Annotated in this window: 23 protein-coding genes and 2 pseudogenes; 10 read left to right on the top strand and 15 right to left on the bottom strand. The window is 69.4% G+C overall.

All coding sequences use genetic code 11. The annotated features are described in order from the left end of the window. Positions 1–33 precede the first annotated feature (33 nt). Both AB0D18_RS07615 and AB0D18_RS07610 read left to right on the top strand, forming a co-directional pair. Positions 34–1,221 (top strand): FAD-dependent monooxygenase, encoded by a 1,188-nt coding sequence (locus AB0D18_RS07615; protein ID WP_362413953.1) that lies wholly within the window; start codon positions 34–36, stop codon positions 1,219–1,221. A 175-nt stretch (positions 1,222–1,396) separates the two neighbouring features. Beyond that, positions 1,397–1,975 carry a hypothetical protein gene (locus AB0D18_RS07610; protein WP_362413951.1) on the top strand — a complete coding sequence of 193 codons (579 nt, stop codon included), beginning with the start codon at positions 1,397–1,399 and terminating at the stop codon, positions 1,973–1,975. Between the two features lie 71 nt (positions 1,976–2,046). Here AB0D18_RS07610 and AB0D18_RS07605 read toward each other — a convergent pair whose 3' ends face one another. Both AB0D18_RS07605 and AB0D18_RS07600 read right to left on the bottom strand, forming a co-directional pair. Then, the gene (locus AB0D18_RS07605; RefSeq protein WP_362413949.1) at positions 2,047–3,045 is read right to left on the bottom strand and encodes a fibronectin type III domain-containing protein; all 999 of its coding nucleotides are present in this window, start codon (positions 3,043–3,045) and stop codon (positions 2,047–2,049) included. Between the two features lie 126 nt (positions 3,046–3,171). Then, entirely contained in the window at positions 3,172–4,692 is a 1,521-nt protein-coding gene (locus AB0D18_RS07600; protein ID WP_362413947.1) for a YfcC family protein, read from the bottom strand. 158 nt (positions 4,693–4,850) lie between these two features. Between AB0D18_RS07600 and AB0D18_RS07595 the strand changes: the two genes are divergently transcribed. Beyond that, on the top strand, positions 4,851–5,222 hold the full coding sequence (locus tag AB0D18_RS07595; protein ID WP_362413945.1) for a VOC family protein: 372 nt from the start codon (positions 4,851–4,853) through the stop codon (positions 5,220–5,222). Here the strand turns inward: AB0D18_RS07595 and AB0D18_RS07590 are convergent. Continuing rightward, entirely contained in the window at positions 5,219–5,695 is a 477-nt protein-coding gene (locus tag AB0D18_RS07590; protein ID WP_362413943.1) for a DUF6194 family protein, read from the bottom strand. The genes AB0D18_RS07595 and AB0D18_RS07590 overlap by 4 nt on opposite strands. A gap of 41 nt (positions 5,696–5,736) precedes the next feature. On the opposite strand from AB0D18_RS07590, the gene AB0D18_RS07585 reads away from it, so the two are divergent. Further along, the gene (locus AB0D18_RS07585) at positions 5,737–6,450 is read left to right on the top strand and encodes a MerR family transcriptional regulator (protein ID WP_362413941.1); all 714 of its coding nucleotides are present in this window, start codon (positions 5,737–5,739) and stop codon (positions 6,448–6,450) included. Between the two features lie 177 nt (positions 6,451–6,627). Further along, complete coding sequence (locus AB0D18_RS07580) at positions 6,628–6,828, top strand: DUF5708 family protein (RefSeq protein WP_362413939.1); 201 nt, start codon at positions 6,628–6,630, stop codon at positions 6,826–6,828. A 37-nt stretch (positions 6,829–6,865) separates the two neighbouring features. Here the strand turns inward: AB0D18_RS07580 and AB0D18_RS07575 are convergent, their stop codons facing one another. Next, a complete protein-coding gene (locus tag AB0D18_RS07575) occupies positions 6,866–7,546 on the bottom strand; it encodes an alpha/beta hydrolase (protein WP_362413937.1) in 681 nt (226 codons plus the stop codon). A 259-nt stretch (positions 7,547–7,805) separates the two neighbouring features. Between AB0D18_RS07575 and AB0D18_RS07570 the strand changes: the two are divergent. Continuing rightward, positions 7,806–8,519, top strand: a pseudogene (locus AB0D18_RS07570) (chitosanase); the annotation flags it as partial. A gap of 140 nt (positions 8,520–8,659) precedes the next feature. Beyond that, positions 8,660–9,487, top strand: coding sequence for a chitosanase (locus AB0D18_RS07565; RefSeq protein WP_362413935.1), 828 nt, complete (start codon positions 8,660–8,662; stop codon positions 9,485–9,487). Positions 9,488–9,597: 110 nt separating this feature from the next. Here AB0D18_RS07565 and AB0D18_RS07560 read toward each other — a convergent pair whose 3' ends face one another. From AB0D18_RS07560 to AB0D18_RS07525, 8 genes are all read right to left on the bottom strand, one after another. Continuing rightward, positions 9,598–10,956 carry a nucleobase:cation symporter-2 family protein gene (locus tag AB0D18_RS07560; RefSeq protein ID WP_362414094.1) on the bottom strand — a complete coding sequence of 453 codons (1,359 nt, stop codon included), beginning with the start codon at positions 10,954–10,956 and terminating at the stop codon, positions 9,598–9,600. Positions 10,957–11,384: 428 nt separating this feature from the next. Further along, positions 11,385–12,794: an 8-oxoguanine deaminase gene (locus AB0D18_RS07555; protein ID WP_362413933.1), complete on the bottom strand. Its 1,410-nt coding sequence runs from the start codon at positions 12,792–12,794 to the stop codon at positions 11,385–11,387. Between the two features lie 45 nt (positions 12,795–12,839). Beyond that, a complete protein-coding gene (locus AB0D18_RS07550; protein ID WP_362413931.1) occupies positions 12,840–14,297 on the bottom strand; it encodes a nucleobase:cation symporter-2 family protein in 1,458 nt (485 codons plus the stop codon). Between the two features lie 71 nt (positions 14,298–14,368). Further along, positions 14,369–15,292 (bottom strand): factor-independent urate hydroxylase, encoded by a 924-nt coding sequence (gene pucL, locus AB0D18_RS07545; protein WP_362413929.1) that lies wholly within the window; start codon positions 15,290–15,292, stop codon positions 14,369–14,371. A 5-nt stretch (positions 15,293–15,297) separates the two neighbouring features. After that, positions 15,298–15,714: a hydroxyisourate hydrolase gene (uraH, locus tag AB0D18_RS07540; RefSeq protein ID WP_362413927.1), complete on the bottom strand. Its 417-nt coding sequence runs from the start codon at positions 15,712–15,714 to the stop codon at positions 15,298–15,300. Between the two features lies 1 nt (position 15,715). Further along, positions 15,716–16,243, bottom strand: coding sequence for a 2-oxo-4-hydroxy-4-carboxy-5-ureidoimidazoline decarboxylase (gene uraD, locus AB0D18_RS07535; protein WP_362413925.1), 528 nt, complete (start codon positions 16,241–16,243; stop codon positions 15,716–15,718). 422 nt (positions 16,244–16,665) lie between these two features. After that, positions 16,666–17,064, bottom strand: coding sequence for a helix-turn-helix domain-containing protein (locus AB0D18_RS07530; protein ID WP_362413924.1), 399 nt, complete (start codon positions 17,062–17,064; stop codon positions 16,666–16,668). Then, positions 17,061–17,312, bottom strand: coding sequence for a hypothetical protein (locus tag AB0D18_RS07525; RefSeq protein WP_362413922.1), 252 nt, complete (start codon positions 17,310–17,312; stop codon positions 17,061–17,063). Before AB0D18_RS07525 ends, AB0D18_RS07530 begins: the two co-directional genes overlap by 4 nt. Positions 17,313–17,437: 125 nt before the next feature. Between AB0D18_RS07525 and AB0D18_RS07520 the strand changes: the two genes are divergently transcribed. From AB0D18_RS07520 to AB0D18_RS07510, 3 genes are all read left to right on the top strand, one after another. Continuing rightward, complete coding sequence (locus tag AB0D18_RS07520) at positions 17,438–18,277, top strand: TIM barrel protein (protein WP_362413920.1); 840 nt, start codon at positions 17,438–17,440, stop codon at positions 18,275–18,277. 39 nt (positions 18,278–18,316) lie between these two features. Next, the gene (locus AB0D18_RS07515; RefSeq protein WP_362413918.1) at positions 18,317–19,207 is read left to right on the top strand and encodes a 2-hydroxy-3-oxopropionate reductase; all 891 of its coding nucleotides are present in this window, start codon (positions 18,317–18,319) and stop codon (positions 19,205–19,207) included. A 246-nt stretch (positions 19,208–19,453) separates the two neighbouring features. Next, the gene (locus AB0D18_RS07510; protein ID WP_362413916.1) at positions 19,454–20,914 is read left to right on the top strand and encodes a catalase; all 1,461 of its coding nucleotides are present in this window, start codon (positions 19,454–19,456) and stop codon (positions 20,912–20,914) included. Positions 20,915–21,354: 440 nt separating this feature from the next. Here the strand turns inward: AB0D18_RS07510 and AB0D18_RS07505 are convergent. From AB0D18_RS07505 to gcl, 3 genes and pseudogenes are all read right to left on the bottom strand, one after another. Continuing rightward, positions 21,355–21,534: pseudogene (locus AB0D18_RS07505) on the bottom strand (acyltransferase); the annotation flags it as partial. 21 nt (positions 21,535–21,555) lie between these two features. Continuing rightward, a complete protein-coding gene (locus AB0D18_RS07500) occupies positions 21,556–22,578 on the bottom strand; it encodes an alpha/beta hydrolase (RefSeq protein ID WP_362413914.1) in 1,023 nt (340 codons plus the stop codon). 264 nt (positions 22,579–22,842) lie between these two features. Next, entirely contained in the window at positions 22,843–24,627 is a 1,785-nt protein-coding gene (gene gcl, locus AB0D18_RS07495; protein ID WP_362413912.1) for a glyoxylate carboligase, read from the bottom strand. Between the last annotated feature and the right edge of the window lie 74 nt (positions 24,628–24,701).

The following is a 24,701-nucleotide window of genomic DNA, read 5'->3' as shown; positions in this document are numbered from 1 at the left end:
CCACACCTCGAACTCCCCTGCCACAATGAACACATGATCAGGGGAAGCAGGGTCGCCGTCGTCGGCGGCAGCATCGCGGGCTGCGCGACAGCACTGGCCGCACACCGGGGCGGCGCGGACGAAATCACCGTGTACGAGCGTGCGGGGGGCCGACTGGCCGAGCGCGGCGTCGGGTTGGCCATGCACGGCATCCGGTACGCGGAGCTGGAGGCGGCCGGGTTCATGGACGCGGACATCCCGTGGATCGGGATGACCCACCGCACCTGGTACGTACGGGACGACGCCGCACCGTCGCCGCTGGGCCGCCCTCTCACCGAGATGCCGTTCGCGTTCCGCACGTACAACTGGGGGCCGCTCTGGCGCGAGCTGCGCGCCCGGGTCCCCGGCTCGGTGGACTTCCGTACCGGCAACGCGGTGAAGGAGCTCCGGCTCACCTCGCGCGGGGTCGAGGTGGACGGCGAGCTCTACGACGTCGCCGTCGGCGCGGACGGCCTCCGCTCCCTGGTCCGTACGGCGGCCTGCCCTGCCACCGTCCCTCAGTACGCGGGATATCTCGCCTGGCGCGGCTCCTACCCGGAGTCGGACCTGCCCGACGCACACCTGTGGCCGACGGACGAGTGCGCGTACGTGGTCTTCGACGGCGGTCACATCGTCATCTACCGCATCCCCGACGACGCGGGCGGCCCCCGCGTGAACTGGGTCTTCTACACCGCACCGCCGCCCGGCTACACCCTCCCTGCCGACGGACAGCGCACCCTCACCGCCGAACTCGCCGCCCGGCTCTCCGACATCACGGCGCACCAACTGCCGCCCTTCTTCGCCTCGTTGATAGAGGCGACACCTCAGGACGAGCGCTTCGTCCAGCCCCTGTACGACTTCACCGCGCCCCACTACGCCACCGACCGCCTCGCCCTGGTGGGCGACGCCGCCACGGTCGCCCGACCGCACACCGGGGCGGGAGCGGTGAAGGCCCTCCAGGACGTCACCGCCCTCCAGTCGGCCCTGATCGCCGCCGCCACCCCGGCCGAGGCCCTCGCCACGTACGACGCCGACCGCACGCCCGCGGGCCGCACCATGGTCGACCTGGGGCGAAACCTGGGCCGGGCACTGGTACAGGCCACTCCTGACTGGGGCGGTATGGACGGGGCCGACCTCGACGCGTTCTGGCAACAGGCGGACGGGAGCGGGGCGTTCGGCGGCGGGTCACTGAAGCGCGGCTGAGCGGGGGCGGCGGGGGGGAGGAGCAGGGGCGGCGCGGGCGGCGGGGGAGAGAGCAGGGGCTGCGACGCACTCGTCCCCGAGGCTGATGCCGGCCCTCCCGGCCTCCGCCGTACGGCCATCACCCCGGCCGTACGGGGCGACGCCGGCCGCTCGCCGGCCCGGCAGCATCGTTCCCATGACCACTCACGCGACTGCGACTGCGACCGTGACGGCGACTGCGCCCGCCACCTTCCCCCGCGCGGCCCGTCCGGCCGAACCCCTCCCCCCGCCCGCCCGTTGGGCGGTGTGGGTCGCGCACCTCATGCCGCTCCTCGTCCTCCCCTCCGGCCTGTGGCGCCTCGCACTGGCCCTCGGCCTCCCGGCCGGATACATCGAAGCGGGCTTCGAGTCCTTCCGGTCACCGCTCGCCCAGGCCTGGCTGGTGGCCCTCACCGTGCTGTGCGAGGTCGCGGCGCTGCTGACGCTCGGCCTGGTGAGCCGGTGGGGCGAGGTCCTGCCCCGCCGGGTGCCGTTCATGGGCGGCCGGACCGTCCGGCCGGGCTTCGCCGTGGGGGCGGCGCTGACGGGGGCTGCCGTCCTGGCCGTCCTCTGGACCCCGTTCGTCGCCTGGTGGTCGATGCCGCACACCGACATGACCGCGGCCGGGCACTTCTGGGTCGGCTTCGTCTACCTCCCACTGGTGCTCTGGGCGCCCCTGCTGGTCGCGGTCACGCTCGACCACCGCCGCCGCACACGGCAATCCACCCACCTGTGACCACCCAGGGGGTGACAGCCAGGCACGGTCCAGAACCTCCCGGATCCCACCACCTCCTCGCCGGACAGGCCCTAGCCGACGCCCACCACCGTCCGCTGTGCCGAGAAGTCGCCCCACTTCCCGTCCGGCAGCTTGGCGCGCAGTTTGACGGTGTAGCGCGTGCCGGGCGGTTCGGTGACGGTGAGGGTGTACGTCACCGGGCCCGGCGGCGGGGGTGCGCCCCACGCGATCGTGGTGGCGAACCTGCCGTTCAAGTACAGCTGGTACTCCTTGACCTCGCCGCCGGTACGGGGCTGGGTCCAGCGGAGTTCGAGGGTGCGCTCCCCTCCCTGGGCCCGTGCGGTCGCGGTCAGTCCGGTCGGGGCGGTGGACGGACCGGAACCCGGCACCGAAGCCGTCGTCAGATCGAGGGAGTTGCTGTCCTTCGAAGAGTTCTCGCCGGCGTCCCGCGCCCGCACCGTGAAGGTGTAGACCGTACCCGGGCGCAGCCCGTCGATCCGGGTGCCGGTCTCGCTGCCGCGCACGCTGTGGATGCGGGAGTCCTCCTGGTAGATGTCGTACGAGGTGACGCCGACGGCATCCTTCGCGCGCGCCCAGGAGAGCGTTACCGACCGGGCCCCGACCACCTTGCCCCGCAAGGCGGTTGGACTGGTCGGTGGCGTGCGGTCGTCCGGCGTGGGGGCCGGGGTCCTCGCGGAGACGGCGGCGCTCGGGGCGGAGAGGTTCCCTGCGGAGTCCCGGGCGCGGACGGTGAAGGCGTACGCGTGCGACGGTGCGAGGCGGTCGACGTCGACCATGGTGGTCTCCGCCGCGACCGCCCTGACCTTCTTCCCCTTCTCGTAGACCTCGTAGCCCGCCACTCCCCGGTCATCGGTCGACGGGCTCCACATGACGTGGACGGAGGTGGCGCTGCCTGCCTGGGCGGTCACCCCGGCGGGCGTGGACGGTCGGGAACGGTCGGCGGGCGGCGCCGCGTGCGACCCGCCGCCGCAGGCGGTCGTCGCGAACAGCAGCAGGGAACAGGCCAACACGGCGCAGACGGTGGGGCGTTGCACAGCTGGACCTCTCATCCGTAGGGGCCCGGGTGGGCCCGTGGGGAGGACGGAGACAATGGTCCAGACCTGTATGCCATGGTTGGCCGCCCCGGACAAGGGGTCGCGCACGGGTCGCACACGGCTCGCGCAGGGGATCGGCCGTTACGTCATGACCGCGCCCACCGCCACAAAGCCGCCGATCAGGACGGAAAGGATCACCAGCAGCGGCCACACGAACCGCAGGTACTTGTCGTAGCCGACCTTGGCGAGCGCCACCCCGCCGATCGTCACGGCGGTGGTCGGCACCCACATGTTCATCAGCCCGCTCGCGGACTGCCACGCCGTGACGACCACGGCGCGCGGTACGCCGGCGAAGTCGGCGAGCGGCGCGAGGATCGGCATCGCGAGTGTCGCGTGGCCGGAGGTGGAGGGGATCAGGAAGGCAAGCGGCAGGTTCACGATGAAGACGATCACAGCGAAGAGCGCGGAGGAGGTGCCGGTGACGACGCCCTCCACGGCGTTCAGCACCGTGTCGGTGATGCGGGAGTTGTTCATGATGACGGTGACTCCGCGCGCGAGCACGATCACCAGCGCCGGGGAGATGAAGTCCGCCGCGCCCTGCGCCACCGTCGCGCTCAGCTTCTGCTCGCCGAAGCGTGCGACGAGGCCGACCAGGACCGCCGCCACCAGGAAGAGCGCCGCCAACTGCGGGAAGGACCAGCCGAGTTCGAAGCCGTAAGGGGTCGCGTCGGCGTCGCCGGTCAGTGCGCTCGACCACGGCACGACCGAGAAGATCATGAAGGCGAAGGTGACCGCGACCAGGACGAGCAGCACCTTGTGCAGTGCGGTCAGCGGCGGCGGTTCGGCGGTCTCGGCCGCCGACTGCTCGTGGTCCCCCGGCAGGAAGCCGGAGAGCGAGCGGCTCGGATCGCGCCGGACGCGTTTCGCGTACCGGATGACGTATCCGACCGTGACGGCCGTCAGTACCACCCACATCAGCGCACGCAGCACGATGCCGTCGCCGAGCGAGATCCCGGCGGCGGAGGAGGCGACTCCGGTCGCGAACGGGTTCACGGTGGAGCACAGCACCCCGACTCCCGCGCCGAGGATGATCGTGCCGGTCGCCACCATCCGGTCGTACCCGAGGGCCAGCATCAGCGGCACGATCAGCCCGTAGAAGCCGAGGGTCTCCTCGGCGAAGCCCTCCACCGTGCCCAGCAGCGCGAAGACCAGCATCACGCCCGCGATCAGCAGCGCCCCTCGCGCGCGGAGCCGGTGGGCGAGGCGGCCGATGCCCCGGTCGAGGGCGCCGGTCGCGAAGACGACCGTGATGAACGCGCCGATGGCGAGCACGAAGAGAAAGACCCCCGCACTGCCGTACAGCTCACCCGCCAGGTCCGGCCCGACCTGCCCCGACTTCTCGTCCTGTACGCCGTACAGACCGTTGACCGGCGAAAGGAAGAGGTCGCCCAGCCGATCGGTGAAGCTCTGGTCGGAGGGGACCCGGTGGTACGAGCCCTGGACCGGCGAGCCGTTCTTGTCACGGTCGTACGCACCGGAGGGGATCAGGAAGGCGAGCAGCCAGACGCCGAGCGTGACGATGACCAGGATGGTGAGGGCGCTGGGGAAGGTGAACTTCCGCTTGGGCCCCGTGCCGGTCTCCGGAGCGGTCTCCGTACTCATCACTCAGCCCCTGGACTCGTCCTTGATCTTTGGGATCAATGGACCACAGGGGCGCCGGACCCGCATCCGCACCCCACTTCTGGCCGATCTGCTCGGCATGACAGCGAATCCATCCGGCAGGGGCCGGTCCGGGACGAGCACCGGGCACACTGGCGGGCATGCCCGTCTCGCTGCATCACCTCGTCATCGACGCCCACGATCTGCCCGCCCTGGCCCGGTTCTGGGCCGAGGTGCTGCGCTGGCGAATCCTGTCCGAGCGAGAGCGGGAAGTCGTGATCGGGCCGGACGAGAGCGCCCCCGTGGGCATCTGCTTCATGCCGGCGACGGACCGCAAGGTCGTCAAGAACCGTCTGCACCTCGACCTGACGTCTGCAGCGGAGGACCGCGAGGCGGAGATCGACCGCGTCCTCGCGCTCGGAGCCCGCAGGGCGGACGTGGGTCAGAGCGGTGACGAGTCCTGGACGGTGCTGGCAGATCCGGAGGGAAACGAGTTCTGCGTGGTCCGCCCGAAGGCGACCCTCATCGGCTAGTGATTGTGGCGTCGCGCGAACCTGGTGCGGGCGGCGTCATGGGCGCCGCGCAGGAGCCGTACGACCGTGTCGGTCGCCACCTCTGCCGGGTTGACGACGCAGACCCAGCCGAGCGCCCCGTACACCGGGTGCGGCAGCACGGTGTCGGCGGCCGCGTGGTCGCGGGGCCGGGCGAGAGCGCCCGGCTCCTCCCCGGTGAGTTCCCAAAACGTCGCGCGGTCGACGTGGACGTTCACCCGCCAGCGGTCTGCGGGGTCGAGGTCGGACGCGGTGTCGTCGGGGTAGTTCTTGGTGACGATCGTCGCGTAGGGCTGGACGTTCTTCGGCATCCGGCCGTCCGGCGCGTAGAAGAAGAACGCGTCCCCCCACACCAGCTCGGGGAAATCGTCGCCCTGCTGCGGAGTGACGACGAGCGCACCGTCCAGGCCTCGCACCGCCGTGATGATTTGTTCCCTACTCGGGTCGATACTCATGGTTCAAGCATCACCTTCAAGTGCTTATGTGGGGTTGACCAATGCTCGAGGAAACGCAGCCGGCACCACTCCGTACCGTCGACGTGGCCCGGGAGTCCGGTTACTCGGTGCAGCAGGTGCGCGATCTGGAGCGGCTGGGGGTCATCCCGCCTGCCGTACGGTCGGCCAACTCCTACCGCTCGTACACACCGCTCCATGTCCGGGCCCTGCGCGCCTACCGGGGGCTGGCAGAGGCCACCGGCCCCTTCGAGGCCCGCCGGCTGCTCACAGAACTCCGCACCGCGACGCCCACCGACGCGGCCTCGGCGGTCAACGCGGTCCATGTCCGCCTCGCCCGGGAGCGCGAGGAGGCGTTGCGCGCCCAGCAGGCGCTGCGTGCGATCGAGGCCGAGAAGGGCGCCGGGCACGACGACGACACCATGACGATCACGGAACTGGCCGGGGCACTCGGCGTACGCACCTCCACCCTGCGGTTCTGGGAGGAGGAGGGCCTGCTCACCCCCGAGCGGGTGACCTCACTGCGCGCCCGCCGCTACGGTCCGTCCGCCGTCGGGACGGCCCGCATCGTGGTGGCTCTGCGCAGTGCCGGTTACGGCATTCCCGCGGTACGAGAGGCCCTGGCCTCCCTCCCGCAGGACAACGGCCTCGAAGAGACCTCGCGCGTCCTGCGCAACCGCCTCGACCGGATCGCCGCCCGGACGGTGACCCTGCTCCGGGCCGGCGCGGACCTGGCTGCCGTGATCGATGCGCGGTAGCCCGGGGTCCCGGCCGGGGAGATCCGTCGAACGATGCAGTACGGGTTCGTCCCGGCGGACGACGATCCCGCTGCCCGGCATTCCTAGGCTGGGAGCGTCCCCCGATGCCCCGACGCCCCGACGCCCCGACGCCCCGACGCCCCGATGCCCCGATGCCCCGACGCAAGGAGTCCCGCCATGAATCGCGCGCAGAAGAACCTGGTCGAAGGAATCGTGACCTTCCTTGTCGGCCTGGCCCTGAAGCTGTTCGCGGGTGGGGTGGAGATTCCGGTGGTGACGCTGCCGAAGGCCGGAGTGGTGCTGATGGTCATCGGCGGCGTTCTGGTCGTCGCGGGGCTGTTCCAGGCGGCACGCGGGGCCGGTGTTCCCGAGAACTGACCGGCGACGCGAGCCGCCTCGGCTCGCGAGCAGTCCCTCAGCTGGTGAAGAAGTCGCTCACCTTGTCCGCGAACTGCTGCGGCTGACGCTCATGGATGTGGTGACCGCCGGGGAGCGTGATCTGTGCGCAGTCCGGGATGCGGTCGGCCATCTCCGGGAGGTCCTCCTGGGACATCTCGCTCTCCGCGCCACCGGTGATCATCAGCGTCGGTGCGACGATCTCGCCGAGGCGCTCCAGCCATTCGGCGGGCGGGTCGGACAGCTGGGCCTGGATCTCGCCGATCGCGTTCTCGTCGTAGTCGACCGGCCCGTCCTTCGGAAGCGGATCGTCCGCTCCCGCGTAAGGGGGCGGGGTCTCCTCCAGTACGAGACGCTCCACCCGGTCCGGGTGCTCCTGCGCCAGGAGGTACGCGACGACGCCGCCCATGCCGTGGCCGACCACCCCCGCGCGGTCGATCTTCGCCTCCTCGATGAATTCGAGCACGTCGTCCCGCATGAGCTCAAGGTCGTACTCGTCGGGCCAGTCGCTCTCGCCGTGGCCGCGCAGATCGAGTGCGTGCACCCGCCATTCCTCGCCGAGCGCCTGCCCGACCTTCTCCCAGCTCGCGGCCGAACCGCCGATTCCGTGCAGCAGGATTACCGGGTTGCCGTGCTGGTCGCCCCAGGAGCGGTACGCCATGCGTACGTCGCCCACATCGACGACGGAGTGATCTTCCATGACTCCGACGTTACAGGGGCGGCCCGGGTGCCAGGGTCGTCGGGTGAAGTCCGTTATGCGTGGGGCGGGGCTGGCTGTGCTGGTCCTGGCAATGGTGCTGGTGGGATGCGTGGGCGTGGGCGGGGGTGACGGGGCGCCTCCGGGGCCGCTGCCCAGAGGTGGGTCGCCGTCCGTGCGGCCGGCGGAAAGTGGACGGGGCCCCACGGAAGGTGGGCGGGGCCCGACGGAAGGTGGGCGGGGGCGGCCGGAAAGTGGGCCCGGGCTGGCGGATCCGGCGAAGAAGGAGCTGGCGATGCGGCTCGTGTCGAGCGCGGAGAACTCCTCGCTGGAGTGGAGGAAGCAGTACCGGTACGTCCAGGACATCGGGGACGGGCGCGGGTACACGGGCGGGATCGTGGGGTTCTGTTCCGGGACCGGGGACATGGCGAAGGTGGTCGAGCGGTACGGCGCCGCGCGGCCCGGGAACGCGCTGGAGCGGTTCCTGCCCGCGCTGCGGAAGGTGAGGGGGAGCGCTTCGCACGAGGGCCTCGGGGAGCCGTTCGTCGAGGCGTGGCGGCGGGCCGCCGAAACCGATCCGGCGTTCCGGGCCGCCCAGGACGCCGAGCGGGACCGGAACTACTTCGATCCGGCGGTACGGCAGGGGAAGGCGGACGGGGTGGGGGTGCTGGGGCAGTTCATGTACTTCGATGCGTATGTGATGCACGGGGCCGGGGACACCCAGGGGTCCACCGGGTTCCTTACGCTGCGGGAGCGGGCCAGGAAGCGGGCCGCGCTGCCCGTCGACGGCGGCGACGAGCGGGCGTATCTGCACGCCTTCCTGGATGCACGGGTGGCCTCGATGAAGCAGGAGCCCGCGCACCGGGACACCAGCCGCGTCGAGACGGCCCAGCGGGTCTTCCTGCGGGAGGGGAACCTGGCGCTGCGCACTCCGCTGCGGTGGAAGGTGTACGGGGACACCTTCCTGACGAGGTGAGGGAAATGTTCCTGATGCTCCTGCGACCCTTGCCTGAGCTGTTTCGTACCGTTCTTGAAGGAACTGTTCCGGCCGGGCCCCCGTCGAAGGGTGGTCCAGCACCCATGACGCCAGCACCCATGACCGGCCCCGGAGGTCTCATGCAACTCACCCGTCGCGCCCAGTACGCCGCCCGCGCCCTGCTGGGGCTCACGCTCGCGGCCGTACCGGCCACCAACGCCGCCGCGGCGCCGGTGGACGACGAGGCCAGGACCTCCGCCTCGTCGGGGCTGCGAGATCCCGGGAAGAAGGAGATAGCGATGCGGCTCGTGTCGAGCGCGGAGAACTCGTCCCTGGAGTGGAAGAAGCAGTACGCGTACATCGAGGACATCGGGGACGGGCGCGGCTACACGGCGGGGATCATCGGGTTCTGCTCCGGGACCGGCGACATGCTGGAGCTGGTCGAGCGCTACAGCGCCGCCGTGCCCGGCAACGTACTGGAGAAGTACCTGCCCGCCCTGCGGGAGGTGAACGGGTCGAACTCGCACGACGGGCTCGGCTCCCGCTTCGTACGGGACTGGCACAGGGCCGCGCGCGACGGGGAGTTCGAGAGGGCGCAGAACGAGGAGCGGGACCGGGTGTACTTCGAGCCGGCCGTGCGGCGTGCGCAGCAGGACGGTCTCGGGACGCTCGGGCAGTTCGTCTACTACGACGCGATGGTGATGCATGGCGAGGGCGGGCGCGACGGCTTCGACATGATCAGGCGCAGTGCGCTGGCGAAGGCGGCGCCGCCTTCGCGGGGCGGTGACCAGGGTGCGTATCTGAACGCCTTCCTGGACGTGCGGAAGAGCACGATGAAGCGGGAGGCCGCGCACGAGGACACCAGCCGGATAGACACGGCGCAGCGGGTCTTCGTGAACAAGGGGAACTTCTCGCTGCGCACGCCGCTGGCGTGGAAGGTGTACGGGGACACGTATCGGATCGCCTGATGGGGCCTCAACAGGCGGTGGCCGTACGGGACTTCCGCACGGCCGCCGCCTGTTGAAGCTCTGAATCGTCGAGGCCCTGAATCGTGAGGCCCTGAATCGTGAGGCCTGAATCAGTGAGCAGCCGCGACCGGCTTCTCGCGGTGGGAGATCTCCCCGCCCGGCTCCATGGGCGCCGTCACCTCGTCGTCGTCGGCGCGCTTGCCGATGTGGTTGAAGACGAGGTTGAGGACGACTGCCGCGAGGCAGCCGGTGGAGATGCCGGAATCCAGGATGATCTTCGCGGTCTCCGGGAAGTGGTGGTAGAAGGTCGGGGCCGCGATCGGGATGATGCCGACCGCGAGGGACACGGCGACGATCAGGACGTTGTTGTCCTTCTCCAGGCCCGCCTTGACGAGGGTCTGGATGCCGCTTGCCGCGACCGAGCCGAAGAGCACGATGCCCGCGCCGCCGAGCACCGGGCGCGGGACGACCGCGATGAGCGAGGCGGCGACCGGACAGAGGCCCATCAGGATCAGGAAGCCGCCGCCCGCCGCGACCACGAACCGGCTGCGGATCCTGGTCATGGCGACCAGGCCGATGTTCTGGGCGAAGGCGCTGCACATGAAGCCGTTGAAGAGCGGGCTGACGGCAGAGCCGAGGGCGTCGGCACGCAGTCCTGCGGCGATGGTCTTCTCGTCGGCAGGGCGCTCGACGATCTCACCGAGGGCCAGCATGTCGGCCGTCGACTCGGTCATCGAGACCAGCATGACCACGCACATCGAGATGATCGCGGCGGCCACGAACTGCGGGGCACCGAAGTGGAACGGCGTCGGGAAGCCGACGACGGACGCCTCGGTGATGGGCGTGAAGTCGGTCGCGCCGAAGGGGATCGCGATGACCGTGCCGATGACCAGGCCGAGGAGTACCGCGATCTGCTTCACGAAGCCGCGGGTGAAGCGGCGGAGGAGAAGGACGATCACCAGGGTGATGCCCGCCAGGCCGAGGAAGGTCGTCGAACCGTAGTCCGCCGCCTTGGGGTTGGGGCCCTGGGCCCAGCCGAAGGCCACCGGGAGCAGCGAGACACCGATCAGGGTGATGACGGTGCCGGTGACGACCGGCGGGAAGAAGCGGACCAGCTTGGAGAAGAACGGGGCGCCTATGAAGCCGATCGCGCCCGCGACGATGATCGCGCCGAAGATGACCGGGAGCGCGTCCTCCTTGCTCTGGCCGTCCGCGATGGCGAGCATCGGGGCGACTCCGGCGAAGGTGACGCCGTTGACGAAGGGGAGGCGGGCGCCGATCTTCCAGACGCCGAGGGTCTGGAGGAGGGTGGCGAGGCCGGCCATGAAGAGGCTCGCACCGGTGAGGAAGGTGAGTTCCTTGCCGGAGAGGCCTACGGCGGCGCCGACGATGAGCGGAGGTGCGACGACGCCCGCGTACATGGCGGCGACGTGCTGGAGACCGGTCGTGGCGAGCTTCAGGGGAGGCATTCCCTGGTCGACCGGGTGCTTCTCAAGGGTGGTGCGCTGGGGAGAGGTGCTCTGGGGAGAGGTCCTCTCGGGGGATGTGTTCTCCTCGGCGGTGCCGTCCGTCGAAGAGTCTTGCGCGGTGAACCTGGGCGTCTTGGCCACAGCGTCCTCCTGTCGTTTCCAGTGCCGAAGTTGGCACGTGCTTCAGGGAGGTGGTGCGTATGTGCAAGGTGCTGGTGGTGCTCAGGGGGGGGTGCGGAAGTGCTGTTGGTGCCGTTCGCCCGGGTACGCCGGACCGCCCCGGGGGCGTGAAGTATTGGGCCACGCCCCCGGGAACGGCTCCTGAGCAGCCCGCTCGGCTGCTCAGTCCCGGCCGGGAGCCGTCCCTCCCGGCCGGAATTCCTTGCCCGGTCCAGAGACCGGGTGTGAGTGGTACGAGGTGATCGGCGTCAGCGGTGCTGCGCGGCAACCCGCGCGAGTCGCTGCGCCTCGTCCCGCGCGCTGCGGGCGATGGCGTCCTCGTCCACCGTGATCAGGTGGTTGTCCTCGACGACGGGGTTGCCGTTGACCAGGGACAGGGTGACCGGTGCCGCCGCGCCGAAGACGATGGCGGTGACCGGGTCGGCGATGGTGGAGTGGCCGAGGCCGTCGGTCTTCCACATCACCAGGTCCGCGAGCTTGCCGGCTTCGAGTGAGCCGATCTCCGCTGCGCGGCCCAGGACTTGGGCGCCTCCGTAGGTACCGAGGCGGAGCGCCTGGCGGGCGCCCAGGGCCCGCTCGCGGTGCTCGGCGTGGAGGCGGTTGATGAGCAGCGCGTTGCGCAGCTCGGTGTGGAGTTCGCCGGACTCGTTGGAGGCGGTGCCGTCGACGCCGAGGCCGACCGGGACGCCCGACTTGAGCATGTCGGGGACCCTGGCGATGCCTGCGGCGAGGCGGGCGTTGGAGGAGGGGCAGTGGGCGACGCCGGTTCCCGTCCGGGCGAAGGCGGCGATGTCGGAGTCGTTCATGTGGACGCAGTGCGCCATCCACACGTCGCTGCCGAGCCAGCCCGTCGACTCGAAGTAGTCGGTGGGTCCCATGCCGAACAGCTCGTGGCAGAACTTCTCCTCCTCGACCGTCTCGCTGCCGTGGGTGTGCAGCCTGACCCCCTTGCGGCGGGCCAACTCGGCGCCCTGGCGCATGAGTTCGGTCGATACGGAGAACGGTGAGCAGGGTGCGACGGCGATCTGGGTCATGGAGCCGAAGGACGCGTCGTGGTGCTGGTCGACCGTCGCCTCGGTGGCGGCCAGCGCGCCCTCCAGGGTCTCCACCGCGAAGTCCGGCGGCAGGCCGCCGTCGGACTCGCCGCGGTCCATGGAGCCTCGCGCGAGGGTGAACCGTACGCCCATGTCCTTGGCCGCACCGATGATCGCCGACGACAGGTCGCCGGATCCGCGCGGGAAGACGTAGTGGTGGTCCATGGCGGTGGTGACACCGCCGCGGGCCATCATCGCCAGGGAGCCCCGGGCTGCCGCCGTCACCATCTGCTCGTCGATCCGCGCCCAGGTCGGGTACAGGGCGACGAGCCAGTCGAAGAGGTTGTGGTCGGTGGCCATGCCCCGGGTGATCCACTGGTAGAAGTGGTGGTGCGTGTTGATCAGGCCGGGAGTGACGAGGTGGCCGGTGCCGTCGATGCGGCGGACCACGTTTTCCAGGCCTGCGGGCGCCGTGCCCGCGCCGATGGACTCGATCCGGTTGCCCGCGACGACGACGTGACCCGACGCGTATTCCGTGTCGTTGGCGTCGACGGTCGCGATCGCGCAGTTCTCGATGACGATCCGAGAGACGTCTGGCGAAGCTTGTGCTGCCGGTGCTGCCATGGGGCTGCTTCCTTTACCTCTGTATTGATCGGGCACGGCAGGGCCCTAGGAGGATTTGAGTGCCACGGCCGCCGCTGGAGTGCGGCGGTCGCGGGTGCCGAGATGGTGGAAGAAGAGGTTGAGCAGGACCGCGACGAGTGCGCCGGCGCTGATGCCGGAGCCGAGGACGGTCTGTGCCCAGGCGGGGAAGTCCGCGTAGAAGGTGGGTGCCGCGAGCGGAATGATGCCCGCGCCGAGAGCCACCGCCACGAGGATGATGTTCGAGCTGTCGTCGAGTCCGGCCTCGGAGAGGGTACGGATTCCGCTCACGGCGATCGAGCCGAAGAGGACGATTCCGGCGCCGCCGAGTACGGGCATCGGCACCATGGAGACGACCGCGCCGAGCACCGGGAACACCCCGAGGAAGAGCAGCGCACCGCCGGCGACGGCGACAACATACCTGCTGCGTACCCGAGTCAGCGTCACGACGCCGACGTTCTGTGCGAAGGCACTGGTCGGGAAGCCGCCGAAGACAGGGCCGATGAGCGTGGCGATGCCGTCGGTGCGCAGACCGCGGGTGATGGTCCTGCCGTCGCAGTCGCGTTCGCAGATCTTGCCGAGGGCGAGCATCCCGGCCGAGGACTCGGTCATCAGGACCAGCATCACGATGCACAGCGAGAGGATCGCGGCGGGCTGGAACTCGGGGGCGCCGAAGGCGAAGGGCGTGGGGAGCGCGGCGACCGGGGCGTCGCGCAGTCCGCTGAAGTCGGCCATGCCGAACGGGATCGCGGCGAGCGTGCCGATCAACATGCCCAGCAGCAGGGCGACTTGCTTGACGAAGCCCTTGCCGAAGCGCTGGATGATCAGGATGACGCCAAGGGTGAAGGCGGCCAGTGCCAGGTACTTCATGGCGCCGAAGTCGGCGGCTTCCTTGTTGCCGCCCTGGGCCCAGGCGACGGGGACCGGCATCAGCGTGACGCCGATGAGGGTGATGACGACGCCGGTGACGAGCGGCGGGAAGAAGCGGAGCAGCTTCCCGAAGAAGGGGCCGACGGCGAGACAGAAGACTCCGGCGACCATCACCGCACCGTAGATGGCGGGGAGTTGGTGGCCCGGGGCGCTGGTCTCGGCGATCGCGAGCATGGGCGCGATGCCGGCGGACGACGCGGCGTTGACGAAGGGCAGCCGGTTCCCGGCGAACTTCGTGAGGCCGATGGTCTGGAGGATCGTGGCGAGTCCTGCGATCAGCAGGCTGGCGGCGATCAGCCGGGTCATTCCGGCGGTGTCCAGGCCGCAGGCCTGGCCGATGATGAGCGGAGGGGTGACGACGCCGGCGTACATGGCGGCGATGTGCTGGAGCGCGGCGGGGACGAGCCGCTTGGCGGGGAGCTTCTCGTCCACCGGGTGGACGGACACGGGGTGGACGGGATCGAGGAGATCGACCGGCTTCCCGAGCGAGACCTGATCACCTTGCTGGGTCAAACACGGGCCTTCTGTTGCCGACCCCTTTGCAGGCTGTGCCATGAATGTTCGTTCCCTCCGGTTGGCCGGGGCCGTGCTTTACCGCCGTAAAGCACGGCCCCGGCCTGACCGCGTCAGAGGTTGGTCATGTCGACCGGGATCTGTGGCTCGACTCCGTCCCGCAGGATGGTGGCCTCGATGAGGCCGTACGGGCGGTCGGCGGCGAAGTACACCTCGTTGTCGTTCTTCAGACCGAACGGTTCGAGGTCGACCAGGAAGTGGTGGTTGTTGGGCAGCGAGAAGCGGATCTCGTCGATCTCGCTCCGGCTGTTGATGACCCGCGAACCCATTTGGTAGAGCGTCTGCTGCAGCGAGAGCGAGTACGTCTCGGCGAAGGCCTGCAGGATGTGCTTCTTGGCCTGCTCGTACGACTTCTCCCAGTTGGGCATGCGGTCGTCGTCGCTGGTCCAGTTGTAGCGCCAGGCGGCGGAGACGTCGGTGCACAGGATGCGGTCGTACGCCTCCTTCAGCGTCGTGTACTTGTCCTTGACGTAGCCCCAGAACTCCGAGTTGGTGGAGTTCATGACCGTGAGGTCCTTGAGGCCCGAGATGATCTCCCAGTTCTCGCCGTCGTAGGTGATCTGGGTGGTGCGCAGCTCCTGGCCCTTGCGGGCGAAGGAGTGGTTCACCTCGTCGGAGCCGATGAACTTTGAGTTGTTGTCCGAGGTCGCGATGCGCTCCCAGGAGTACTCCTCAATGCGGATCCGGGCGCGCTTGATCGGCTCCTGCGACGTCACGAAGTGACGGGCGAGGTGGATGCCGAACTGCTCGGCGGACTCGATTCCGTACTCCTTGGCGAAGGCGTACACCGTGTTCTTGGTGGTGTCCGTCGGCAGGACGTTCGCGTTGGAGCCGGAGAGGTGGACGTCCGCCATGTCGCCGGAGAGGGCGACCGAGACGTTCAGGTCCTTGATGTGGTGGGTGTCGCCGTCCCGCGTGATCTTGACGACGCGGTTCTCTGCTTTGCCGTACTGGTTCTGGCCGAGAATGGTGGGCATCGGTGCTAGCTCCCTCGGTATACGGAGTAGCCGAACGGGTTGAGCAGCAGCGGTACGTGGAAGTGTTCGCCCGGTACGACGGCGAAGGTGATCGCCACTTCCGGGAAGAACGCGCCGCTGTCCCTTACGCGGGGGGCGTCCTGCTGAGCCTCGGCTTCGGTCTCGCTCTTCTTGCTTGCGCTGTGTTTGTTCAAGAAGTAGGTCTCGGTCTCGAAGTCGAGCCGGACGTGGGTCGTTCCTTCCGGCAGGGCCGGGAGGTCCTTGCAGCGCCCGTCCGGGTCGGTCTTCGAACCGCCGAGCGGCACCCACTCGGCGTCACTGCCGCTGCGGGCGGTGAGCGAAATGGCGACGCCCTCGGCGGGGCGGCCGATGCTGGTGTCCAGGATGTGCGTGGACACCGAGGCGGTGGTTGCGGTACTCATCTCAGTTCTCTTCTCCTGAATCCGCGGGGGATTCCACGAGGCGGGTCAGCCGGATGCGGTTGATCTTGCCCAGTTCGGTGCGGACGATTTCCCGCTCCGACTCGGGCGAGTTCCCGCTCCGCTCACGCACCGCGTCGCGCATCTGCTCACCGGTGGCGCCGGTGGCGCAGATCAGGAAGACATGTCCGAACTTCTCCTGGTACGCCAGGTTCAGTTCGAGCATCTCGGCCTTGAGTTCTTCCGAGGCGCCGGCCATTCCGCGCTGCTCGCGGGAGGAGGTCGGATCCCCGGGCTTCGGGCGGCCGATCGGCGGGTGCCCCGCCATTGCTTCGGAGAGGTCCTCGTGGGTGAGTTCCGCGAGGGCGGCGTCACTGGCGAGAAACAGCTCTTCCGCGGTGGCGTACGGGCGCTGAGCAATGAGCTTGCTCCCCCACGCAGTACTGGCACACACCTCGTGGAGTTCGGCCTGGGCCGCGCTCTCGGGGAGGGTGTTGAACCGGGTAAGGCCCGGTGTCTGGACCGAAGTCACGGGAGCCTCCGTGGCCTTGTGCTGGACGGGCTGGGCATAGCTAACGCCCTCAACAACTGGACGTCAACAGTTTGTTGAAAGTTCGCGAAGACAAAAGCCGCCGCCCCCAAGCGGGGGCGGCGGCGACTGAAAATGATCGATCAAATGGGGGTCCTGGAAGGGCTCAAATCCAGATCAAAACCGGTTCAAATCCGGCCCACATCCGGCCCTGGGGCACTCCCGGGACGGTCGACTAGTCCGTCTTGGCGGCGTTTTCCCTGTTCAGGTAGTTGTAGACCCACAACTACACCGACTACACCAGAGACGCGGTCGGCGCCCCCAGCGTGCAGACGAGGCCACCCCTGAGCCACCCGAGCACGCAACCGAGAACTAGCCCAATTACACAGGGCACGCCGCAAGCCCGCACGGCACGTTTCCGCAGGTCAGCGCTTCGGCTTGCCGCTTCCCTGGGCCCGTTTCTCTTCTTGAGAGTTAATGTAGTTGTAGACGGTGAAGCGGGACACGCCGAGCGCACCCGCCACCGTTTCCACACCGTGCCGCACAGAAAAGGCACCGCGTGCCTCCAGGGTCCGTACGACCGACTGCTTGGTCTTGCGGTCGAGGTCGGCCAGCGGCATCCCGTGCCGCCGTTCCAGCGCGGCCAGGATGTGGTCGAGCGAGTCCGAGAGCTGCGGAAGCCGTATCGCCACGACGTCCTCGCCCTCCCAGGCGAGGACCACGTCGTCCCGGCCGGCCCGCGCGGGCTCCAGCATTTCGGCGCCCATGGCGTCGACGAGCGGTTTGACCGCCGTGACCAGTGGGTGGTCTCCGGGTTCCGTCATTTCTCGCCCTCCCCGATCACATTGACCTGCAACGAGACGCGGGTGGCTCCGGCTGCGAGGGCCTTGCGCAACAGCGCGTCGACGGCCGTGAGCACCGCGTCGCCGCCGCCTTCCGCCGTATTGCCGAAGGGGCCCACGTCGACGGCGTCCAGCTCGGCCGCCTGGATCACCTCTCGGGCCGCCACCGCATGCGGCGGCGCCTCGTCGAGATCGAAGGGCTCGGTCGTGAACTCCACTCTCAATCGCACGCGCACAAACCTACTGCGCGTACGACGAAATCCGGGAGCCCCTCTTGACAGCCCTCCCGACCTGCATGCAACCTTCCATCAAGCAGAAAACAACTTCCGCAATACGGAAGGAGCGCCGAAACCCCATGGGCTACTCGGACCACCGCTTCAATGTGAACCTCTCGATCCTCTTCACGGAACTCCCGCTCTTGGAGCGACCTGCGGCAGCAGCCGCGGCCGGCTTCACGGCGGTCGAGCTGTGGTGGCCCTGGATCGACGCACCGACCCCCGAGCAGTCGGAGCTCGACGCCCTCAGGAAGGCGCTCGGCGACGCCGGCACCCGGCTCGTGGGCCTGAACTTCTACGCCGGACAGCTTCCGGGCCCGGACCGCGGAGCACTCTCGCTCCCCGGCGAGGAGTCGAGGCGCTTCCAGGCCAACATCGACGTGGCGGCCGACTTCGCCGCCTCGGTCGGCTGCAAGGCGCTCAACGCGCTCTACGGCAACCGCGTCGAGGGCGTCGACCCGCAGATCCAGGACGACCTGGCCCTGGAGAACCTCGTCACGGCGGCCCGCGCGGCCGACCGGGTCGGGGCGATCCTGCTGATCGAGGCCCTGAACAAGCCGGAGTCGCCGCTCTACCCGCTGGTGAGCGCACCGTCCGCGGTCGAGGTCGTCGACAAGGTCAACGAGGCGACGGGACTCGGCAACGCCAAGTTCCTGCTCGACCTCTACCACCTGTCGATGAACGGCGAGGACCTGCACCAGGTCATCGAGGCGTACGCCGACAAGGCCGGCCACGTGCAGATCGCCGACAACCCGGGCCGCGGCGCGCCGGGCACCGGAGGCCTGGACTTCACCGATCTGCTGAGCCGCCTGGAGAAGGCCGGTTACGAGGGCTGGATCGGCCTGGAGTACAAGCCGGGCGACCGGCCCAGTGCGGACGCCTTCGAGTGGCTGCCCCAGCCGCTCCGCGCCGCCAACTGAAACTTTTTGACACGGTTTTCTGAGAGAGGCAGCACCCTCATGAGCACGCTTCCCAAGGTCGGATTCATCGGTCTCGGCATCATGGGCTCCCCCATGTCCGAGAACCTCCTGAAGGCCGGATACGACGTCACCGGCTTCACCCTGGAGCAGGCGAAGATCGACCGCCTCGTCGCCGCAGGCGGCAAGGGTGCGTCCTCCATCGCCGACGCCGTCAGGGACGCCGACGTCATCGTCACGATGGTGCCCGCGTCCCCCCAGGTCGAGGCCATCGCCTACGGCGAGGACGGCATCCTGGAGAACGCGAAGTCGGGCGCCCTGCTGATCGACATGTCCTCGATCACCCCGCAGACCTCGATCGACCTCGCGAAGGCCGCCAAGGACAAGGGCATCCGCGTCCTGGACGCCCCGGTGTCCGGCGGCGAGGCCGGTGCGATCGAGGCCGTACTGTCGATCATGGTCGGTGGCGAGCAGGCGGACTTCGACGCCGCCAAGCCGCTCCTGGACGCCCTCGGCAAGACCATCGTGCTGTGCGGCCCGCACGGCTCCGGCCAGACGGTGAAGGCCGCCAACCAGCTGATCGTCGCGGTCAACATCCAGGCGTGCGCCGAGGCCGTGGTCTTCCTGGAGAAGTCCGGCGTGGACCTCGCCGCGGCCCTGGACGTCCTCAACGGCGGTCTGGCCGGCTCCACGGTCCTGACCCGCAAGAAGGACAACTTCCTCAACCGCGACTTCGCGCCCGGTTTCCGGATCGACCTGCACCACAAGGACATGGGCATCGTCACCGACGCCGCCCGCAATGTCGGTGCGGCGCTCCCCGTCGGCGCGGTCGTCGCCCAGCTGGTCGCCTCGCTGCGCGCCCAGGGCGACGGCGGCCTGGACCACTCGGCGCTGCTGCGCGCGGTCGAGCGGCTGTCCGGCTCGCAGGTCTGACCCCTCGGTCCGGCCTACGGGTCAGACCCCAACGCCCTTACTTCTTAGGGCCACTTGATCTCCGGGCTGCGGTGGCGCTGACACCTGTCCTGTCGCGCCCAGGCGCCACCGCAGCCCGGGTTCCACCCAGACTTCTCGACACATCAATCGTCACATCAACTTCAACAAACTGTTGACGTTTCGTTCGGTGCGTACTTACGCTCCTCACGCCGCCAGCAGCTCCCGCAGGAAGGTCCCAAGGTCACCATGTCGAAGCGTGTGCTCACGACCGAGTCAGGCGCCCCGGTCGCCGACAACCAGAATTCCGCCTCCGCCGGTATCGGTGGCCCGCTCCTCCTCCAGGACCAGCACCTCCTTGAGAAGCTCGCCCGGTTCAACCGTGAGCGCATCCCGGAGCGTGTCGTGCACGCCCGCGGCTCCGGCGCCTACGGCTACTTCGAGGTCACCGACGACGTCACCGGCTTCACCCGCGCGAACTTCCTCTCCGAGGTCGGCAAGCGCACCGAGACGTTCATCCGCTTCTCCACCGTCGCGGACAACCTCGGCGGCAGCGACGCGGTCCGCGACCCGCGCGGCTTCGCGCTGAAGTTCTACACCGAAGAGGGCAACTACGACCTCGTCGGCAACAACACCCCGGTGTTCTTCATCAAGGACCCGATCAAGTTCCCCGACTTCATCCACTCCCAGAAGCGCGACCCCTTCACGGGCAAGCAGGAGCCGGACAACGTCTGGGACTTCTGGGCGTACGCCCCCGAGGCGACGCACCAGATCACCTGGCTGATGGGTGACCGCGGCATCCCCGCCTCGTACCGTCACATGAACGGCTACGGCTCGCACACGTACCAGTGGACGAACGCCGAGGGCGAGGCCTTCTTCGTCAAGTACCACTTCAAGACGAACCAGGGCATCCGCTCGCTCTCGTCCGACCAGGCCGCGGAGATCGTCGGCAAGGACGCCAACTCGCACCAGACGGACCTGCTGCAGGCCATCGAGCGCGGTGTGAACCCGTCCTGGACCCTCTACGTCCAGGTCATGCCGGCGGCGGAGGCGGCCGACTACCGCTTCAACCCGTTCGACGTGACGAAGGTGTGGCCGCACGCGGACTACCCGCTGCAGCGCGTGGGCCGGCTGGTCCTCGACCGCAACCCGGACAACGTCTTCGCCGAGGTCGAGCAGGCCGCGTTCTCCCCGAACAACTTCGTCCCGGGCATCACCGCGTCCCCGGACAAGATGCTCCAGGGCCGCATGTTCGCCTACGCGGACGCACACCGCTACCGCCTGGGCGTCAACCACACCCAGCTGCCGGTGAACGCGCCGAAGAACGCGCCCGCCGACAACTACGGCCGGGACGGCTCCTACGCCACCCGCTACGGCACGCGCCACGACAAGAACTACGAGCCCAACTCGTACGAGGGTCCCGCGCAGACGGACGCCCCGCTGGGCGCCCCGGCCGAGCTGACCGGCTGGACGGGCACCTACACCGCCGCCCAGCACGTCAAGGACGACCACTTCTTCCAGGCCGGTGAGCTGTACCGCCTGATGTCGTCCGAGGAGCAGGCCCGCCTGATCGCCAACATCGCCGGCGGCCTTTCGCAGGTCACCCGCGACGACGTGATCGAGAAGAACCTCGCTCACTTCCACGCCGCCGACACGGAGTACGGCAAGCGCGTCGAAGAGGCCGTCCGCGAACTGCGCGACGACAAGTAACTCCCCGACTGCGGCCGGGACCTGACGGGAGGTCAGGACCCAGCCGCTGTCCGTACCGCCGGCCCGAATGAGGGGTGGCCGGCGGTACGGACACGAACGAGGCCCGCGGTGGCCGGCGAGCCAGTGCGGTGGTCAAGGCCACCGGACACTCCTTCTCGACCTGAGCGAAGGCGTGCTCCGGCGGCTCATCGCCGCCACCGCGGCCTCATTCACCTCCCCTCTTTCGGGGCCACCTCCCCCTTGAACTCCGCCCGGCGGCGCGAAAGTCCTGTCGCGCCCAGCTTGCGCCGCCGGGCGGTATCCAGCTTGATGTGCACGCTGCGCCAGGGGCGCGGAGTACGGACGGTCCCGTACTCCGCGCCCCTTTTGGCGTGCGGCCCCCCTTTCTCGTCACTCCGGAAGGCCGCACAGCAGATCAGCAGCGCGCACCCGAACACCGGCAGCCGGCCGAGCCGGTCGGGGCCCCCGAGGCCGAAGCGGATCAGGTCGACGTGCAGGACGACGGCGAGCGGCCAGAGCGGGTGCAGTCCTGCGACCAGTGGAGTGGCGGCGGTCAGCGCGGCGAAGGACCAGGTGAGGATGACCGCGGCGATCGACCGGGACAGCCGGAGCAGCCGGGCGGCCGGCCAGCCGATGCGGCGTCACGCACGGCCGGCCGCCTTGGCGTGGTGGGGCTGGTCGGCCTCGTCGGCCCCGTCGACGATGCGGGCGAGGCTCCGCAGGGAGACGGATCCCGGTTTCAGGTAGCCGCTGTGGTCGCTGTCACCCGCGTCGAACTGCCGCGCGCCGTATGACGGGTTCGTCGGGTCCTCGCCGAACCCGACGGTGAACAGAGGGAGTTCGAGCGAGACGTGCGGGACGTCGGCGATCCAGTCGGCGCTGCCGCGACCGGCCCACACGGTGGCGCGGGTGCCGAGTGCGCCGGCGTTCGGCACGCCGGTTCCGGGACTGCCGTACAGGACGAGGTTGTCGGCCGTGAGAGCACGGGCGGCACGGGCGCAGACGACGCTGCCGTAGGAGTGGCAGAGGTAGGTGGTATGCGCGGCGGGCCGGATTTTCGCCAACCGGGCGGAGAATGCGACGAGTTCGGCGGCTCCGGTGTCCGCGCGGTCCGGGGTCACGGCGTCCGTGCTGATGGTGGCGGGGGTGCGGTAGCCGACCCAGGCGGCGACCGCACTCCCCTCCCCCAGCTCGCCGAGCAGTGCCTCGGCGCTGTTGCGCAGTCGGTCGTAGCGGTCCACGGAGGTGTCGGCCCCGGGAACCAGGACCGCGACCCGCCGGGCCTGGGCGAGGTCGCCGAAGATCTCGACCGTGCGTCCGCCGTCACGGCCGTCGAAGGAGAGGAACTGCCTTTCGGGTGCGGCGAGTTCGCGCAGCGCGGCGGCCCTCTTGTGCGCGCCGTGCGCCTCGGCGGCACGGGCGGCGGCACGTATGTCGCCGCGCCCGGCGGCGTACCGTACGGCCAGCTCACCGGACGTCGCGGAGTCCGGCAGCGCGAGGACGGCAGGAGCCGGTGCGGGCGCCTCGCTCGCCCCTGCCGCACCCGCCACCGGTACGGCCACCGACCCGGCGGCGAAAGCGGCGAGCAGCGTACGACGCAGCCGTCCCCGGCGGGAGGCGCGCGGCGCTCGGGCGCGGGTGCGGGAACTGGGGCGGGGCGTCATGGCGTCGGGTGGTCCTTCCGTACCTGGCAACGTGCGCTGCCGGTACCGAAGTTATGGATCACCGGGCGTCGTCCGCGTCCGGCGCAGGAATGCACCTGCCGCGTCCCCCTCAGGGATGACGAGGGCTACGCGTCAGGTCACACCGGGAAGGGCACGCCGGAAGGGCCGGCTCCCACCTGCTGCGGTGACCGGCCCTTCCCCTACTCCCTACGGCTGCTTCCCCGGTCCGCCGAGCGGGGACACATCCAACCTGCGGGTGTCCCGCTACTTTCCGACGAACGGGCGGATCGCGGTCGGCGCGTGGCCGGGCTCGGTCACGATGTCCTCCCACTCGTTGACGGCGTCGATGCCGGCGCCGCTCATCGAGATGTTGGTGATGCGCTCCAGGATCGCCTCGACGACGACCGGCACCCGGAACTCGGCGGCCAGCTTCTTGGCCTCCTCGAAGGCGGGCAGGAGCTGGTCGGGCTCGGTGACGCGGATGGCCTTGCAGCCGAGGCCCTCGACGACCTTGACGTGGTCGACGCCGTAGACACCCAGCTCCGGGGAGTTGATGTTCTCGAACTCCAGGTTGACCTGGAAGTTGATGTCCAGGTTGCGCTGGGCCTGGCGGATGAGGCCCAGGTAGGAGTTGTTCACCAGGACGTGGATGTACGGGATGTTGTGCTGGGCGCCGACGGCCAGTTCCTCCAGCATGAACTGGAAGTCGTAGTCGCCGGAGAGGGCGACGACCTGGCCCTCGGGGTCGGCGGTGGCGACACCGAGCGCGGCCGGGATGGTCCAGCCGAGCGGGCCCGCCTGGCCGCAGTTGATCCAGTGGCGCGGCTTGTAGACGTGCAGCATCTGCGCGCCGGCGATCTGGGAGAGGCCGATGGTGGTGACGTACCGGGTCTCCGGGCCGAAGGCCCTGTTCATCTCCTCGTACACGCGCTGCGGCTTGATCGGCACGTTGTCGAAGTGGGTACGGCGCTGCAGCTGGGCCTTGCGCTCCTGGGTGGAGGCGGCCCAGGCGCTGCGGTCGGGCAGCTTGCCGGCCGCCTTGAGCTCCTTGGCCACCTCGACGAAGAGCTCCAGGGCTGCCTTGGCGTCGGAGGCGATCCCGTAGTCCGGCGCGAAGATCTTGCCGAGCTGGGTGGGCTCGATGTCGACGTGGACGAACTTGCGGCCCTCGGTGTAGACGGCGAGGTCGCCGGTGTGGCGGTTGGCCCACCGGTTGCCGATGCCCAGGACGAAGTCGGACTCCAGGAAGTTCGCGTTGCCGTAGCGGTGCGAGGTCTGCAGGCCGACCATGCCGGCGTTCAGCTCGTGGTCGTCGGCGAGGATGCCCCAGCCCATCAGGGTCGGGATGACCGGCGTGCCGGTCAGCTCGGCGAACTCGACGAGGAGGTCGGTGGCGTCGGCGTTGATGATGCCGCCGCCCGCGACGATCAGCGGGCGCTCCGAGGCGAGGAGGAAGGAGATGGCCTTCTCGATCTGCGCACGGCTCGCGACGGGCTTGTAGACCGGCAGCGGGGTGTACGTCTCGGGGTCGAACTCGATCTCGGTGAGCTGCACGTCGATCGGCAGGTCGATGAGGACCGGGCCCGGACGGCCGGAGCGCATCAGGTGGAAGGCCTCCTGGAAGACGCCGGGGACCTGCGCGGCCTCCAGCACCGTGGTGGCCTTCTTGGTGACCGGCTTGGCGATCGACGCGATGTCGACGGCCTGGAAGTCCTCCTTGTGGAGCTTCGCGACCGGGGCCTGGCCGGTGATGCAGAGGATCGGGATCGAGTCGGCGATGGCCGAGTACAGCCCGGTGATCATGTCGGTGCCCGCGGGGCCCGACGTACCGATGCAGACGCCGATGTTGCCGGCGTTGCTGCGGGTGTAGCCCTCGGCCATGTGGGACGCGCCCTCGACGTGGCGGGCCAGCGTGTGCTTGATCCCGCCACCGGCCTGGAGGGCCTTGTAGAAGGGGTTGATCGCCGCGCCGGGCACGCCGAACGCGTGGCTCACGCCTTCGCGCTTGAGGATCTCAACAGCTGCGAGTGCAGCGGTCATACGGGGCATCGGGTCACTCCTGCTTCAGGCCGGTTTTCCATAATGCGGAAGTACTGTTCTGCTATGTGGAAGCAACATAGAAT

Origin of the sequence: Streptomyces sp. NPDC048442 (genome assembly GCF_040651475.1) — a bacterium.
Taxonomy (GTDB): Bacteria; Actinomycetota; Actinomycetes; order Streptomycetales; family Streptomycetaceae; genus Streptomyces.
This window is presented reverse-complemented; position numbering and strand designations above follow the sequence as displayed.

Excerpts from the sequence above, each read along its gene's own strand:
- uraH (WP_362413927.1), bottom strand. The coding sequence starts at position 15,714 with ATGAGTACCGCAACCACCGCCTCGGTGTCCACGCACATCCTGGACACC.
- AB0D18_RS07515 (WP_362413918.1), top strand. The coding sequence starts at position 18,317 with ATGAGCACGCTTCCCAAGGTCGGATTCATCGGTCTCGGCATCATGGGC.
- AB0D18_RS07575 (WP_362413937.1), bottom strand. The coding sequence starts at position 7,546 with ATGGAAGATCACTCCGTCGTCGATGTGGGCGACGTACGCATGGCGTAC.
- AB0D18_RS07520 (WP_362413920.1), top strand. The coding sequence starts at position 17,438 with ATGGGCTACTCGGACCACCGCTTCAATGTGAACCTCTCGATCCTCTTC.
- AB0D18_RS07510 (WP_362413916.1), top strand. The coding sequence starts at position 19,454 with ATGTCGAAGCGTGTGCTCACGACCGAGTCAGGCGCCCCGGTCGCCGAC.
- AB0D18_RS07550 (WP_362413931.1), bottom strand. The coding sequence starts at position 14,297 with ATGGCACAGCCTGCAAAGGGGTCGGCAACAGAAGGCCCGTGTTTGACC.
- AB0D18_RS07565 (WP_362413935.1), top strand. The coding sequence starts at position 8,660 with ATGCAACTCACCCGTCGCGCCCAGTACGCCGCCCGCGCCCTGCTGGGG.
- AB0D18_RS07580 (WP_362413939.1), top strand. The coding sequence starts at position 6,628 with ATGAATCGCGCGCAGAAGAACCTGGTCGAAGGAATCGTGACCTTCCTT.
- AB0D18_RS07585 (WP_362413941.1), top strand. The coding sequence starts at position 5,737 with ATGCTCGAGGAAACGCAGCCGGCACCACTCCGTACCGTCGACGTGGCC.
- AB0D18_RS07615 (WP_362413953.1), top strand. The coding sequence starts at position 34 with ATGATCAGGGGAAGCAGGGTCGCCGTCGTCGGCGGCAGCATCGCGGGC.
- AB0D18_RS07560 (WP_362414094.1), bottom strand. The coding sequence starts at position 10,956 with ATGCCTCCCCTGAAGCTCGCCACGACCGGTCTCCAGCACGTCGCCGCC.
- AB0D18_RS07610 (WP_362413951.1), top strand. The coding sequence starts at position 1,397 with ATGACCACTCACGCGACTGCGACTGCGACCGTGACGGCGACTGCGCCC.
- AB0D18_RS07530 (WP_362413924.1), bottom strand. The coding sequence starts at position 17,064 with ATGACGGAACCCGGAGACCACCCACTGGTCACGGCGGTCAAACCGCTC.
- AB0D18_RS07590 (WP_362413943.1), bottom strand. The coding sequence starts at position 5,695 with ATGAGTATCGACCCGAGTAGGGAACAAATCATCACGGCGGTGCGAGGC.
- AB0D18_RS07555 (WP_362413933.1), bottom strand. The coding sequence starts at position 12,794 with ATGGCAGCACCGGCAGCACAAGCTTCGCCAGACGTCTCTCGGATCGTC.
- pucL (WP_362413929.1), bottom strand. The coding sequence starts at position 15,292 with ATGCCCACCATTCTCGGCCAGAACCAGTACGGCAAAGCAGAGAACCGC.
- AB0D18_RS07595 (WP_362413945.1), top strand. The coding sequence starts at position 4,851 with ATGCCCGTCTCGCTGCATCACCTCGTCATCGACGCCCACGATCTGCCC.
- AB0D18_RS07600 (WP_362413947.1), bottom strand. The coding sequence starts at position 4,692 with ATGAGTACGGAGACCGCTCCGGAGACCGGCACGGGGCCCAAGCGGAAG.
- gcl (WP_362413912.1), bottom strand. The coding sequence starts at position 24,627 with ATGCCCCGTATGACCGCTGCACTCGCAGCTGTTGAGATCCTCAAGCGC.
- AB0D18_RS07500 (WP_362413914.1), bottom strand. The coding sequence starts at position 22,578 with ATGACGCCCCGCCCCAGTTCCCGCACCCGCGCCCGAGCGCCGCGCGCC.
- AB0D18_RS07605 (WP_362413949.1), bottom strand. The coding sequence starts at position 3,045 with ATGAGAGGTCCAGCTGTGCAACGCCCCACCGTCTGCGCCGTGTTGGCC.